The organism is Methylobacterium sp. CB376 (assembly GCF_029714205.1).
Lineage (GTDB): Bacteria > Pseudomonadota > Alphaproteobacteria > Rhizobiales > Beijerinckiaceae > Methylobacterium.
Window position 1 is genome coordinate 5,555,512 of sequence record NZ_CP121648.1, and the last position, 13,031, is coordinate 5,568,542.

At 72.2% G+C, this 13,031-nt stretch carries 10 protein-coding genes; 2 read left to right on the forward strand and 8 right to left on the reverse strand.

Annotated features, from left to right (window positions below):
• Positions 1-42: 42 nt before the first annotated feature.
• Positions 43-2,679, reverse strand: a complete 2,637-nt coding sequence (gene clpB / locus QA634_RS25565) for an ATP-dependent chaperone ClpB (protein WP_012334797.1) — start codon at positions 2,677-2,679, stop codon at positions 43-45.
• Between the two features lie 238 nt (positions 2,680-2,917).
• Here clpB and QA634_RS25570 point away from each other — a divergent pair, with 238 nt between their 5' ends.
• Both QA634_RS25570 and QA634_RS25575 read left to right on the forward strand, forming a co-directional pair.
• Positions 2,918-3,691 (forward strand): MOSC domain-containing protein, encoded by a 774-nt coding sequence (locus QA634_RS25570; protein WP_012334798.1) that lies wholly within the window; start codon positions 2,918-2,920, stop codon positions 3,689-3,691.
• 6 nt (positions 3,692-3,697) lie between these two features.
• The gene (locus QA634_RS25575) at positions 3,698-3,907 is read left to right on the forward strand and encodes a hypothetical protein (RefSeq protein ID WP_083784731.1); all 210 of its coding nucleotides are present in this window, start codon (positions 3,698-3,700) and stop codon (positions 3,905-3,907) included.
• Here the strand turns inward: QA634_RS25575 and QA634_RS25580 are convergent.
• The 7 genes from QA634_RS25580 to QA634_RS25610 all read right to left on the reverse strand — a co-directional run bounded on the left by QA634_RS25580 (position 3,897) and on the right by QA634_RS25610 (position 12,640).
• Positions 3,897-4,106, reverse strand: coding sequence for a hypothetical protein (locus QA634_RS25580; RefSeq protein ID WP_012334799.1), 210 nt, complete (start codon positions 4,104-4,106; stop codon positions 3,897-3,899). The two genes, QA634_RS25575 and QA634_RS25580, sit on opposite strands and share 11 nt — an antisense overlap.
• A 346-nt stretch (positions 4,107-4,452) precedes the next feature.
• On the reverse strand, positions 4,453-6,345 hold the full coding sequence (locus tag QA634_RS25585) for a flagellin N-terminal helical domain-containing protein (protein WP_012334800.1): 1,893 nt from the start codon (positions 6,343-6,345) through the stop codon (positions 4,453-4,455).
• A 490-nt stretch (positions 6,346-6,835) separates the two neighbouring features.
• Positions 6,836-8,131, reverse strand: coding sequence for a solute carrier family 23 protein (locus QA634_RS25590; protein ID WP_012334801.1), 1,296 nt, complete (start codon positions 8,129-8,131; stop codon positions 6,836-6,838).
• 77 nt (positions 8,132-8,208) lie between these two features.
• On the reverse strand, positions 8,209-8,856 hold the full coding sequence (locus QA634_RS25595; RefSeq protein ID WP_012334802.1) for a dienelactone hydrolase family protein: 648 nt from the start codon (positions 8,854-8,856) through the stop codon (positions 8,209-8,211).
• 196 nt (positions 8,857-9,052) lie between these two features.
• Positions 9,053-10,375, reverse strand: coding sequence for an MFS transporter (locus QA634_RS25600; RefSeq protein WP_012334803.1), 1,323 nt, complete (start codon positions 10,373-10,375; stop codon positions 9,053-9,055).
• 154 nt (positions 10,376-10,529) lie between these two features.
• The gene (locus QA634_RS25605) at positions 10,530-11,450 is read right to left on the reverse strand and encodes a hydroxymethylglutaryl-CoA lyase (RefSeq protein ID WP_012334804.1); all 921 of its coding nucleotides are present in this window, start codon (positions 11,448-11,450) and stop codon (positions 10,530-10,532) included.
• A complete protein-coding gene (locus QA634_RS25610) occupies positions 11,447-12,640 on the reverse strand; it encodes a CaiB/BaiF CoA transferase family protein (protein ID WP_012334805.1) in 1,194 nt (397 codons plus the stop codon). Before QA634_RS25610 ends, QA634_RS25605 begins: the two co-directional genes overlap by 4 nt.
• Positions 12,641-13,031 lie beyond the last annotated feature (391 nt).

Below are 13,031 nucleotides of genomic sequence, written 5' to 3' on the forward strand. Positions count from 1 at the left end.
AGGGTCGACGGCCCGATGCGTCCGCATCCCGGGCCGCCGGCATCAGTTCAGCGGCACGCCGGCCGGCCGGCGCGCGGCGGTGACCGCCACGTCGCCGATCATCAGCCCCTCCGGCCCGAGCCGCACCCGCACGGCCTCGCCGTCGTGGACGCTGCCGGCGAGGATCTGCTCGGCCATCGGGTCCTGCACGGACTTCTGGATCACGCGCTTGAGCGGGCGCGCGCCGTAGGCCGGGTCGTAGCCGCGCTCGGCCAGCCAGGCGCGGGCATCGGGCTCGACGTCGAGCGTGATCTTGCGCTCGTCGAGGAGCTTCTGCAGGCGGCCGAGCTGGATGTCGACGATCGCGCCCATCTCCGCCCGCTTCAGCCGGTGGAACAGGATGATCTCGTCCACCCGGTTGAGGAATTCGGGCCGGAAATGCGCCCGCACCACCGCCATCACCTCGTCCCGGACCGCGTCGGTGTCCTGGCCCTCGGGCTGGTTCACCAGGTACTCGGCGCCGAGATTGGAGGTCATCACCAGGAGCGTGTTGCGGAAGTCGACCGTCCGCCCCTGCCCGTCGGTGAGCCGCCCGTCGTCGAGAACCTGCAGCAGGACGTTGAACACGTCCGGATGCGCCTTCTCGATCTCGTCGAACAGCACGACTTGGTAGGGCCGGCGCCGCACGGCCTCGGTGAGGGCGCCGCCCTCCTCGTAGCCGACATAGCCGGGGGGGGCGCCGATGAGGCGGGCGACGGAGTGCTTCTCCATGTACTCGGACATGTCGAGGCGCACCATCGCGGTCTCGTCGTCGAACAGGAAGCTCGCCAGCGCCTTGGTCAGCTCGGTCTTGCCGACGCCCGTCGGCCCGAGGAACATGAACGAGCCGATCGGCCGGTTCGGGTCCTGCAGGCCGGCGCGGGCGCGCCGGACCGCGGTCGCCACCGCCTCCACCGCCTCGCGCTGGCCGACCACCCGGCGACCCAGCGCCTCCTCCATCGCCAGCAGCTTCTCGCGCTCTCCCTCCAGCATCTTGTCGACCGGCACGCCGGTCCAGCGCGAGACGACGCCGGCCACGTGGTTGGGCGTCACCGCCTCCTCCATGAAGCCCGAGCCGTTGCCGCGGCTGCCGTCCGGGCCCCGGGCCTCGATGTCGCCGAGTTCGCGCTCCAGCCCCGGGATGATGCCGTAGGCCAGTTCGCCCGCCCGCTGGTACTGGCCCTGGCGCTGCGCCGAGGCGAGTTCCGTGCGGGCCTCGTCGAGCTTCTTCTTCAGCTCCGCGGCCCGGCCGAGCTTGTCCTTCTCGGCCTTCCAGCGCGCCGTGATCGCCGCCGACTGCTCCTCGAGGTCGCCGAGCTCCTTCTCCAGCCGGGTCAGCCGGTCGCGGGAGGCGGCGTCGGTCTCCTTCTTCAGCGCCTCGGCCTCGATCTTCAGGCGCACGATCTCGCGGTCGACGTTGTCGAGTTCCTCGGGCTTGGAATCGACCTGCATGCGCAGGCGCGAGGCGGCCTCGTCGACGAGGTCGATCGCCTTGTCGGGCAGGAAGCGGTCGGTGATGTAGCGGTTCGACAGGGTCGCGGCCGCCACCAGCGCCGAATCCTGGATGCGCACGCCGTGGTGCTGCTCGTACTTCTCCTTGATGCCGCGCAGGATCGAGACCGTGTCCTCCACGGTCGGCTCCGAGACGAAGACCGGCTGGAAGCGCCGCGCGAGCGCCGCGTCCTTCTCGACGTGCTTGCGGTACTCGTCGAGGGTTGTGGCGCCGACGCAGTGCAGCTCGCCGCGGGCGAGGGCGGGCTTGAGCAGGTTCGAGGCGTCCATCGCCCCGTCCGCCTTGCCGGCCCCGACCAGGGTGTGCATCTCGTCGATGAACAGGATGATGCCGCCCTCGGCCGCCGTGACCTCGGAGAGCACGCCCTTCAGCCGCTCCTCGAACTCGCCGCGGTACTTCGCGCCGGCGATCAGCGCGCCCATGTCGAGGGCGAGCAGCTGCTTGTCGCGCAGGCTCTCCGGCACGTCGCCGTTGATGATGCGCAGCGCCAGCCCCTCCACGATGGCGGTCTTGCCGACGCCGGGCTCGCCGATCAGCACCGGGTTGTTCTTGGTGCGCCGGGACAGGACCTGGATGGTGCGGCGGATCTCCTCGTCGCGGCCGATCACCGGGTCGAGCTTGCCCTCGCGCGCCGCCTCGGTGAGGTCGCGGGCGTACTTCTTGAGCGCGTCGTAGGCGTTCTCGGCCGTCGGGTTGTCGGCGGTGCGGCCCTTGCGCAGGGCGTTGATGGCCGCGTTCAGGGACTGGGCGGTGACGCCCGCGGCCGCGAGGGCGCGGCCGGCCTCGCTGTCCTTCTCGACCGCGAGGGCGAGCAGCAGGCGCTCGACCGTGACGTAGGAATCGCCCGCCTTCTCGGCGGCCTTCTCGGCGGTGTCGAACAGGCGCATCAGGTCGCGGGTCGCCTGGGGCTGCGAGGCGCCGCCCGAGACCTTGGGCTGCTTGGCGAGCCACGCCTCGGTCTGCGCGAGCGCCACCCGCGACTGGCCGCCGGCGCGCTCGATCAGCCCGGCGCAGAGACCCTCGGGATCGTCGAGCAGGACCTTCAGCACGTGGCCGGGCGAGAGCTGCGGGTGCCCCTCGCGCAGCGCGAGATTCTGCGCGGCCTGAACGAAGCCGCGGGCGCGCTCGGTGTATTTCTCGAAATTCATCTCGTCTCCCCTCCTCGTGCGCGACCGCCCGCCCCACCGGGCGCGGACGGACCGACAGGCGCCCCCGCCGCTCCGGCGCGGGGCCCCCGGCGCTCGCAGCGAGCCGCCGGTGACCTGCATGTGGTGTGACATATCGGTAACACAAGGGGTGGCACGCCGCGGCGACGCCGATCCGTCATGCGCGCGGCGGGGGACGGGGCGGCTTGCTCCGCGGGCCGGGGCGGCGTAGCGCTGGGCCATGCCCGTCACGCTGCGCGTCGCCGCCCTCCACCGCTACCCGGTCAAGGGCCTCTCCCCCGAGCCGCTGGAGGCGGCGGAGCTGGAGGCCGGGTGCTACTTCCCGGGTGACCGGCTGTTCGCGATCGAGAACGGCCCGAGCGGGTTCGACCCGGCCGCGCCCGCCCACCAGCCCAAGATCAAGTTCCTGATGCTGATGCGCGACGAGGCGCTGGCGCGGCTCGCCACCCGCTACGACGACGCGAGCGGCACGCTGACGATCCGCGAGGGGGACCGGGAGGTGCTGCGGGCCGACCTCGGCACGCGCGAGGGGCGGCTCGCGGTCGAGGCCCTGATGCGCCGCGTCGTGCCGGACGCCCTGCGCGGGCCCCCGAAGCTGCTCGCGGCGCCGGAGGGGTTCCGCTTCACGGATTCGCGGCAGGGCTTCGTCTCGCTCATCAACCTCGCCAGCGTGGCGGCGATCGAGGACATGGTCGGGGCGCCGGTCGACCCGCTGCGCTTCCGGGGCAACCTGCAGGTCACCGGCCTCGCGCCCTTCGCGGAGCTGGACCTGGTCGGGACCGAGCTGGCGGCGGAGAACGGGCTGCGCCTGCGCGTGACCAAGCGGACGGAGCGCTGCGCGGCCACCAACGTGGATCCGGCGACCGGCCAGCGCGACCTCGCGATCCCGCGGGCGCTGATGCGGCGCCTCGGCCACGCCGATTGCGGAGTCTACGCGACGGTAGTGGCCGGGGGCGCCCTGCGCCGCGGCGACGCGCTCTCCGCGGCGGCCTGACCGCTCATGCGACATCCGGTCGATGGCTTTGCCATCCCCGATTTCGGCAACGCGGATGTCGGCGTCGCTCAGGCGCCGCGCGGGCTCATGCGACATCCGGTCGATGGCTTCGCCATCCCCGATTTCGGCAACGCGGATGTCGGCTTCGCTCGGGCGCCGCGCGGGCTGGTGATCCGGGATCCGCTTCGATCAAGCCGATCCCGGATCAGCCCTTGAGCGGCAGCCAGATCGGCTCGGGCTCCTCGGGCGGCAGGGCCGCCGCCACCGCGTCCAGATCGACCGTGTAGCGGTCGGTCAGCAGGCGCCAGACCTCCCGGCGGCTTCCCGCATCGCGGCCCAGCCTGGCGAGCGCGGCGGCGAGGTGGGCCGGATGGGTGAGGGCTGGGCGGGGGAGCAGCGGATCCGTCTGCGGCATCGTTCGGCCTCGGGCTGGGCTCCCCGGGACCCTGCGCGCAAATGGTTAACGCGTTCTTAATCCCACGTCGTCCGGGCCGCGGAACCCGACCTTCCTTGCGTCAGCTCCGCATCAATACTGGACCCGGGAAAGGGGCGGGGCGCGAAGGAGGCGGGACATCGACCGGCTCTCGATGATCGCGCCGCGAGCACGATCGGATCGCGCGCCGCAGCCGCGGCGGGCCCGGAGCCGTCGATGGGTCGGGATCCGGCGCGGCGCCGCCGGCGCGGCGGACGATCCGCCCCCTGCCCCGGGGCGGGCGCGGCCGCGAGGCGCGCGCCCTCGCGCGGCGCGCGCCGGGAAGCACTCAGCGCAGGAGCTGGAGGATCGCCTGCTGCGCCTGGTTGGCGAGCGACAGCGCCGACGTGCCGAGCGAGGTGCGGGTCTGCAGCGCCTGCGAATTCGCCGCTTCCTCGTTCATGTCCGCGTTGGTCAGGTTCGCCGCGCCGGTGTCGAGCACGGTGATGAGCTGCTTGGTGAAGTCCTGCCGGTTCTGCACCACGGCGAGGTTCGCGCCGAGCGACGCGGCCTGGTTCTTCAGCGCGCTGGCGGCCGAGTTGATGGTGGCGAGCACCTTGTTGATCGCGATGCTCTCCACGAAGTCGGCCTGGCCGACCGGCGTCAGGCCGAGGCTCGCCGCGGACACGTTGACCCCGGTCACGGAGAGCTGCGACGTGCTGCGCTCGTTGAAGTTGAGCGTCAGGTTGTCCCCGGCGAGCAGGTTGACGCCGTTGAAGCTCGCATCGGCGGCGAGTTGGTCGATCTGGGTGAGCAGGCCGTTATAGGTCGTCACGAGGCCGTTGCGCGCCGTGAGGCCGTCGCCGCCGATCGTGGCGATCGCCGTGCCGGTGTTGAACGGGTTGGCGACGTTGTTCGAGGTCGGGGGCGGCGAGGCGATCAACGTCAGGCTGTCGGCGCCGGCCTCGTTGGTGGTGGTGAGCTTGATCTGCCCCGTCGTGGGATCGAGGGTCGCCTGCGCGTTGGCCGGGGCGAGCGCCGCGTTGAGCTGCGTCAGGGTCGAGATCTGGCCCGCGGCGGGGCCGAAGGTCAGGGTCACGCCGGTGCCGTTCGCCACCCGCACCGTGATGGTCTGGCCGTTGAGCGGGCTCTGCTTGAAGTTCGTGCCGGAACCGGCCCCGAGGCCGGCCCCGAAGCTCGTGGTGCTGAAGCCGAGATTGGCGACCTTGCCGGTGGCGGTGCCGCCGTCGCCGAGGGCGATGGTGGTGGCGGGATCCGCCGCCGTGAAGACGAATTTCTGGCTCACCGCGTCGTAGGCCGCGGTCACGGCGCCGCCGGTGGCGGTGCCGACCTTCTGGGCGAGGGAGGCCAGGGTGTCGTTGCGGGCGATCGTCACCGAGCGGCCGTTCACCGTGAAGGAATCCCCGACCTGAAAGCCGAGGCCGGTGGCGAGCGTCGTCGCCGTCGGCACGAAGACGTTGCTCGACTGCGTGACCGTGCCGAACAGCTTGGTGGTCGCGGCGTCGGTCCCGATGCTGAAGGGCGCACCGTCCGCCGTGCCCTTGGCGACCAGCGTGTTGGGGGTGGCGCCGCTCGGCGCGACCGTGATCGACGATCCGGCGGCCTTGAGCTGGGCCGTGATCGAGGCGGCCAAAGCCGTCGGGCTGGCGTCGTCGATCCCCTTGTTCACCGTGACCTGAACCCCGTCGATGGTCACCGTCAGGCTGTTGCTCGACGTGAACAACGCCGCCTGGATCGCGGCCGTATTGCTGAGATCGACGCTGCCCGTCATGGTCAGCTGCACGGCCGTGGCGGGCGGCAGCGAGCCGATCGCGGCATCGCTCGCCGCCGCGGTCGGGCCGATCGAGAGCAGGTTCGTGCTCGTGGCCCCGGTCAGGGTGGTCGAGGCCACGCTGGCCTTGGCCGAGAAGGCATTGGCGGAGGAGAGCGCCTGCTGGGCCACCGATTTCAGCTGTTCGGTGAGGCTCTTCAGCTTGGTGATGCCGGTATTGGCGGCCTGGATCACCTGGATGCCGTTCGAGACCCCGTCGAGGAGCGCGCTGAGCCCGGCCGACCGCGCCGTCAGCCCGTCGGCCGTGAAGTAGTTGGTCGGGTTGTCGAGGGCCGTGTTGACCTTCTTGCCGGTCGCGAGGCGGTTCTGGGTGGTGGCGAGCAGGCTCGCCGTGTCCTGCAGCGACAGCAGGTTCTGACGCGTCGCAGCCGAGAGGGTGATGGACGACATCCGAGCGGAATCCTGTCGTTCGGTATCCCCGGGTTCGGGGATGCGCGCACTTGTCGCTTACGGTCAGTTTACGAGCGTATGGTTGAGTGTTGGTTAATGCGGTCGCGCGTCTGATCCGATTCGAGACTTGGAATTAAGAATCGCGCCGCGCGAGTTCCACCCGGCCGTCAGGCGCGCTTCTCTCAAGAACAGGTATGGTTAAAATCGGACCTCAGGCCCGCCGCGATCGTAATGCGCGCGCGTGATCCGCGGCCGCGCGCCAAGGATTGCGGTCGTCCCGGGCGCGGGCGGGGCCTCTGAGCGAACAGGACCGATCCCGTGGCCCGGTCTGCCCTGAGAAAGGTTGCGCTCAAGGCGATTGACGCTGCGCCATTACGGCACGGAGGGGGCGGGCCGGGGCGCCGGGCCGGTGCCTGCGCGGCGCCGGCCGGGACAGGTGGCACGCGGATTGCTGCCGGGCCCGGCGGGGCGGCCGGCCCGGCGGTCGGGCTCAATCCGGCTCGTCCCGCAGGAGGTGGTAGAGCAGGATCGAGGCGGCGGTCGCCGTGCCGATGCCGCCGAGCCGGAACTGACCGAGGCTCACCGTGAAGTCGCCGGCCCCGAGCACCAGGGCGGTGCCGACGGTGAGCAGGGTCCGGGTGCGCGAGAAATCGACCCGGTTCTCCACGAAGATGCGCCCCGCCGTGGCGGCGATCAGGCCGAACACCACCACCGCCAGGCCGCCGATCACCGGGCCGGGGATCAGCAGGATCGCGGCGCCGAATTTCGGCGAGAGCCCGAACAGGATGGCGACGAGGCCGGCGGTGGCGAAGACCAGGGTGGAGTAGATGCGCGTGACCGCCATCACGCCCATGTTCTCCGCGTAGGTGGTCACGCCCGTGCCGCCGAAGGCCCCCGACAGCATCGTGGCGAGGCCGTCGCCGAGGAAGGCCCGGCCCAGATAGGGGTCGAGGTCGCGGCCGGTCATCGCCGCGATGGCCTTCACGTGGCCGAGATTCTCCGCGACCAGCACCAGGGCGACCGGGGCGATCAGCGCGATCGCCGCCGGCTCGAAGACCGGCGCGGCGAAACGCGGCCAGCCGAACCAGGGCGCCTCGGCCACCCGCGCGAGGTCGAGGGGCGGGGCGAGGCCGAGACCGTTCGCGAGGCCGGCATACAGGAGCGTGGCGGCGAGGGCCCCGATCAGCAGGGGCAGCCGCCGGGCGGCGCCCGGCAGCGAGGCGGCGAGCCCCACCGCCGCCACCGTGAAGAGCCCCACCCCCACCGCGAGCCCGGAGCCCGAGATGCCCTTCACGCCGATCGGCGCGAGGTTGAGGCCGATCGCCCCGACGATCGCGCCGGTCACCGCCGGGGGCATCAGCCGGCCGATCCAGGCATGGCCCGCGACCATGACGACGCCGCCGATGAGAGCGTAGAGCGCCCCGGCCGCCACGATGCCCCCGAGCGCCACCGGGAGGTTCGGGTTGGGGCCGCTGCCGCCGTAGCCGGTCGCGGCGATCACCACGGCGATGAAGGCGAAGCTGGAGCCCAGATAGCTCGGCACCCGGCCGCCGACCACGACGAAGAACAGGAGCGTGGCGATGCCGGAGAACAGGATGGCGAGGTTGGGATCGAATCCCATCAGCAGCGGCGCGAGGGCCGTCGAGCCGAACATCGCGACGACGTGCTGGAGGGCGAGCACGAGCATCTGGCCCAGCGGCGGCCGCTCGTCGGACAGGATCACCCCTCCCCGGCTGAGGCGCCAGCGCGGCCATCCCGACGGCCCGTCCCGGTCCCGCTGCTCCATGGCGGCTCCTCCCCCGCGCCTCCTCTGCCGCATCTCCCGCGCGCAGGCCAGCGCGGCGCGGCGCCTCCGGAGCCCCCTCACGCCCCGCTGAGGTGCCGCTGCAGGAAGCGCTGCACCCGCGCCGCGGCGTCGAACTGCGCGGCCCCGACCAGGGCGTGCCCCTGGTCGGGATAGATCCGGATCTCGTGGGGGGTGCCCTGCTCCGCCAGCAGGCGGGCGATCGCGTGGGCCTGCGCGACCGGCACGATCGGATCGCGCGCCCCGTGCAGGATCAGGGTCGGCGGCAGGCGCGGCCGGCGCGCCGCGAGCCCCTCGGGCAGGGGCCCGAAATAATCGACGATCGCCCTGATCCCGGCCAGGGAGGCGGCCGTCTCGAAGGCCAGGGCCGCGCCGAGCGAGACCCCCACGAGGCCGATCCGCTGCGCGTCCACGCCGGGCTGGCGCGCGAGCCAGCCGACCGCGTCGCGCACCGTCCCGGCCCAGAGCGGGAAATCCTGCCGGAGCCGGGAATAGGCGACCCGGCGGTCGCCGGTGCGGTCGAGGTAGTGCACGAAGCCGACCGGGTAGCCCGCGGCCGCGAAGGTGCGGGCCGCCAACCGGTAGCCCTCCGCGAAGCTGAGCCCGTCCGCCCCGTGCAGGAGGAGGAGGGCCGGGGCGGCCGGCCCGCCCCCCGCCGCGAACCACTCCACCGCGATCCGCGTCCCGCCACTCGTGAAGCTCAGCATGCTCCGGCCTCGAATCCCGCCCGCTGGTCGTCGCCCCGGCCGCACCAACTCGCGGTCCGCGGCGAAGGATGCGGGGCGGGGGCCGGAGGACTCGTACCAAATCCGCTTGATCCCTTCGGGATGGCGGATTTGGGCTTCGCTCAGGCGCCGCGCGGGCTCGTGATCCGGGATCCGCTTCGATCAAGCGGATCCCGGATCAGGCGGCCCGGTCGCTCCGGCGCAGGCTCTCCGGCATCGCGGTGAGCAGCAGGATGGCGGCGAGCAGGCAGAGCGCGCCGATGCCGTAGAGGGCCGGCGTGGTCGAGCCGGTCAGGTCCTTGACCCAGCCGACCATCACCGGGCTGACGATGCCGCCGAACTGGCCCAGCGTGTTGATGAGCGCGATGCCGCCCGCCGCGCCGACCCCGGTGGTGAGCTTCGCCGGCAGCGTCCAGAAGGCCGGGATCGAGGCGATGATGCCCGAGCCGAGCAGGGCGAGCGCCAGCATCAGCGGCACGATCTGGCGGTCGAACAGGCCGGCGGCGAAGAAGCCGAGCGCCGCCGCGACGGCGAGGGCCGCCACGAATTTCGGCCGCTCGCCCGAGGCGTCGGACAGGCGCCCGACCACCACCATGCTGATCGCGCCGCAGATGTAGGGGATCGCCGTCAGCAGGCCGACCGAGGCCGCCGCGCCGCCGCTCGCGGTCTTGATCAGGTCCGGCCCCCAGAAGTTCAGGCCGTAGGAGCCCACCTGCAGCAGGAAGTACACGAAGGCGATGAGCAGGAAGCCCGGCTGCCGGATCGCGCCCCAGAGCGAGTGGTCGCCGATGTCGCGGTTGTGGTGGGCGATGCGCGAGGCGAGCAGGTCCTTCTCGCGCGCCGAGAGCCAGCGCGCGTCCGAGACCCGGTCCTCGAGGCGGGTCAGGACCAGCGCGCCGAGGAGGAGGCAGGGCAGGCCGCCGGCCAGGAAGAGCCACTGCCACCCGGTGAGCCCGAGGGCACCGTCGAGGCCGCCGAGGATCAGGCCGGCCAGCGGCGCCCCGAAGATCCCCGAGAAGGCCGAGGCCACGAACATGAAGGAGGTGATGCGGCCGCGATGCGAGGCCGGGAACCACAGGGTGAGGTAGTACAGGATGCCCGGGGCGAAACCCGCCTCCATCGCGCCGATCACGAAGCGCAGGGCGTAGAAGTGCCATTCCGCGCGGATGAAGATCATCAGCGCGGTGGCGATGCCCCAGGAGATCATGATGCGGGCGATCCAGCGCCGCGCCCCCACCCGGTAGAGCATCAGGTTCGAGGGCACCTCGAAGATGACGTAGCCGACCACGAACATGCTGGCGCCGAGACCGTACGCCACGTTGCTGAAGCCGAGGTCGCTCTGCAGCTGGAACTTGGCGAAGCTGATGTTGATGCGGTCGAAGAAAGCGACCATGTAGCAGATCATGATGAGCGGCATCAGCCGCCACGCGACCTTGCGGACGACGCTCCGCTCCGTGACCTCATCGATTCCGGCGAGCGGGCCGGCGGTGGCGATGGCCATCGTTTCCTCCTGGTTTGGATGGGCGCACGCGCCCGTGAGGGGCCGCGTCGTCGCGCATGGGGGGGAGCGCGGGGCCGCCTTCGGACGGGCGGCTTCCCGCGCGGGTCATTCCAAATCCGCTTGATCCCTTCGGGATGGCGGATCTGGGCTTCGCTCAAGCGCCGCGCGGGCTCGGGTGGAGGTCGCAGGGCCGGCCGGCCTTGGCGACCTGGCCCGGAACGTCGTGCCCGACGAGCCGCGGCAGGTCCCGCGACAGGGCGATCAGGGCCGGGAGGTCGAGGCCGGTGGGCACGCCCATCTCGTGGGCCATGCTCACCAGGTCCTCGGTGCAGATGTTGCCGGTCGCCCCCGGGGCGAAGGGGCAGCCGCCGAGGCCGCCCAGGGCGGCGTCGAAGCGGCGGGCCCCGGCCTCGTAGGCGGCGAGCACGTTGGCGAGCCCGGAGCCGCGGGTGTTGTGGAAGTGCAGCGTCAGCCGCTCCGGCCCGACCAGCGCGAGGGCGCGGGCGACGAGCCGGGCCACCTGCCGGGGATTGGCCATGCCGGTCGTGTCGGCGAGGGTCACCCCGTCGACGCCGAGCGCGCGGTAGCGCTCGACCTGAGCCAGCACCTTGTCCTCGGGCTGCGCGCCCTCGAAGGGGCAGCCGAAGGCGGTCGCCACCGTGGCGTTGACGCTGACGGGCGCGCCCCGCACCGTCTCCATGATCCGCGCGAAGCCGGCGATCGAGGCCTCGGGAGTCATGCCCATATTGGCGCGGTTGTGGGTCTCGCTCGCCGAGGCGACGAGATTGATCTCGTCGGCGCCCGCCGCCAGGGCGCGCTCGGCGCCCCGCGGATTCGGCACCAGGGCCACGTAGGTGGTGCCGGGGCGGCGCCGGATGCCGGAGAAGATTTCGGCCGCGTCGGCGAGGGCCGGCACCGCCTTCGGCGAGACGAAGGAGGAGACCTCGATCCGGCTGAAGCCGCAGGCCGAGAGCGCGTCGATCAGCCGGATCTTCTCCGGGGTCGGCACGAAGGTGGGCTCGATCTGGAAGCCGTCGCGGGTCGCGACCTCCTGGACGATCATGGCGTCGCTCATGCCACCGCTCCCGCGTCGCGCAGGCGGGCGATGCGCTCGGCGTCGAGGCCGAGTTCGGTCAGCACCGCGTCGGTGTGGGCGCCGAGCGCCGGCCCCTGCCAGCGCACCGTGCCGGGGGTCTCGGAGAGCTTGGGCACGATGCCCGGCATCTTCACCCGGGCGCCGCCGGGCAGCTCGGCCTGCAGGATCATGTCGCGGGCCTGGTAGTGCGGGTCGGCGACGATGTCGGCCACCGAGTAGATGCGGCCGGCCGGCACGTCGGCCGCGTCGAGCGCCGCCAGCGCCTCCTCGACGCTGCGCGCCCGCGTCCAGTCCGCGATGGCGTCGTCGAGCATCCCGGCCTGGCGCGAGCGGCCGTCGTTGCTGGCGAGCGCCGGGGCCTCGGCGAGGTCGGGCCGGCCGATCGCCGCCATCAGCCGGCGGAAGATCGGGTCGCTGTTGCCCGCGATGACGACGTAGCCGCCGTCCCGGGTCGGGTAGGTGTTGGAGGGCGTGATGCCGGGCAGCGCGCCGCCCGTCCGCGTGCGGACCTCGCCGAGGAGGTCGTACTCGGGCACGAGGCTCTCCATCACGTTGAACACGCTCTCGACGAGCGACACGTCGATCACTTGGCCGCCGCCCTGGCCGGTCTTCACCCGCAACAGCGCCATCAGGGCGCCGATCACCCCGTGCAGCGAGGCGAGCGTGTCGCCGATGCTGACCCCGACCCGGGCCGGCGGGGCGTCCGGGCTGCCGGTGGTGAAGCGGATCCCGCCCATCGACTCGCCGATGGCGCCGAAGCCCGGGCGGTCGCGGTAGGGGCCGGTCTGGCCGTAGCCCGAGATGCGCACCATCACCAGGTTCGGGTTGAGGGCCGAGAGCACGTCCCAGCCGAGGCCGAGCTTCTCCAGGCCGCCGGGCCGGAAATTCTCCACCACCACGTCGGCGCCGCGGGCGAGGTCGCGGACGATCTCGAGCCCCTCGGGCGACTTCAGGTTGACGGCGATCGACTTCTTGTTGCGCGACTGCAGGTACCACCAGAGCGAGGTGCCCTCGTGCATCTTGCGCCACTTGCGCAGGGGGTCGCCCTGTCCCGGCGGCTCGACCTTGATCACCTCGGCGCCGAACTCCGCCATCAGCCGCGTGGCGAAGGGCGCGGCGATCAGCTGGCCGAGTTCCAGCACGCGAATGCCCGCGAGGGGACCGCTCATGGCCTTTCCTCCATCTTTCCCTGTTGCCGAAGACGTAACGGAGAAGGCGGTCGCGGATCCAACCGCATCTCGCCAATGACCGTTCGCGATTCGAGAACGCGGACGTCCTCCGGCGGGGGCCGCGCGGCGGCGCGGGACCGGCCCCGGGCCGCGACCGTGAGCCTCCTCGGAGCGGGCGGAGCGGCCCGCCGGGCTTCTGCTCGGGAGTCGCGTTCCCGCATCGTGCTCGCCGCCGAACCGGTGACCCCTTCGGCGAATGATGCTCCGCGGCCGCGCCGCGCTGCCGGCACGATGCTCCGCCTGGGCAGTGCCGGAGATCAGGCAATTCGACCGAGATCGCCCGATATCCACCTGTCACGGGGCCGGATCATGCGCCGCGATGGCCTTGCCG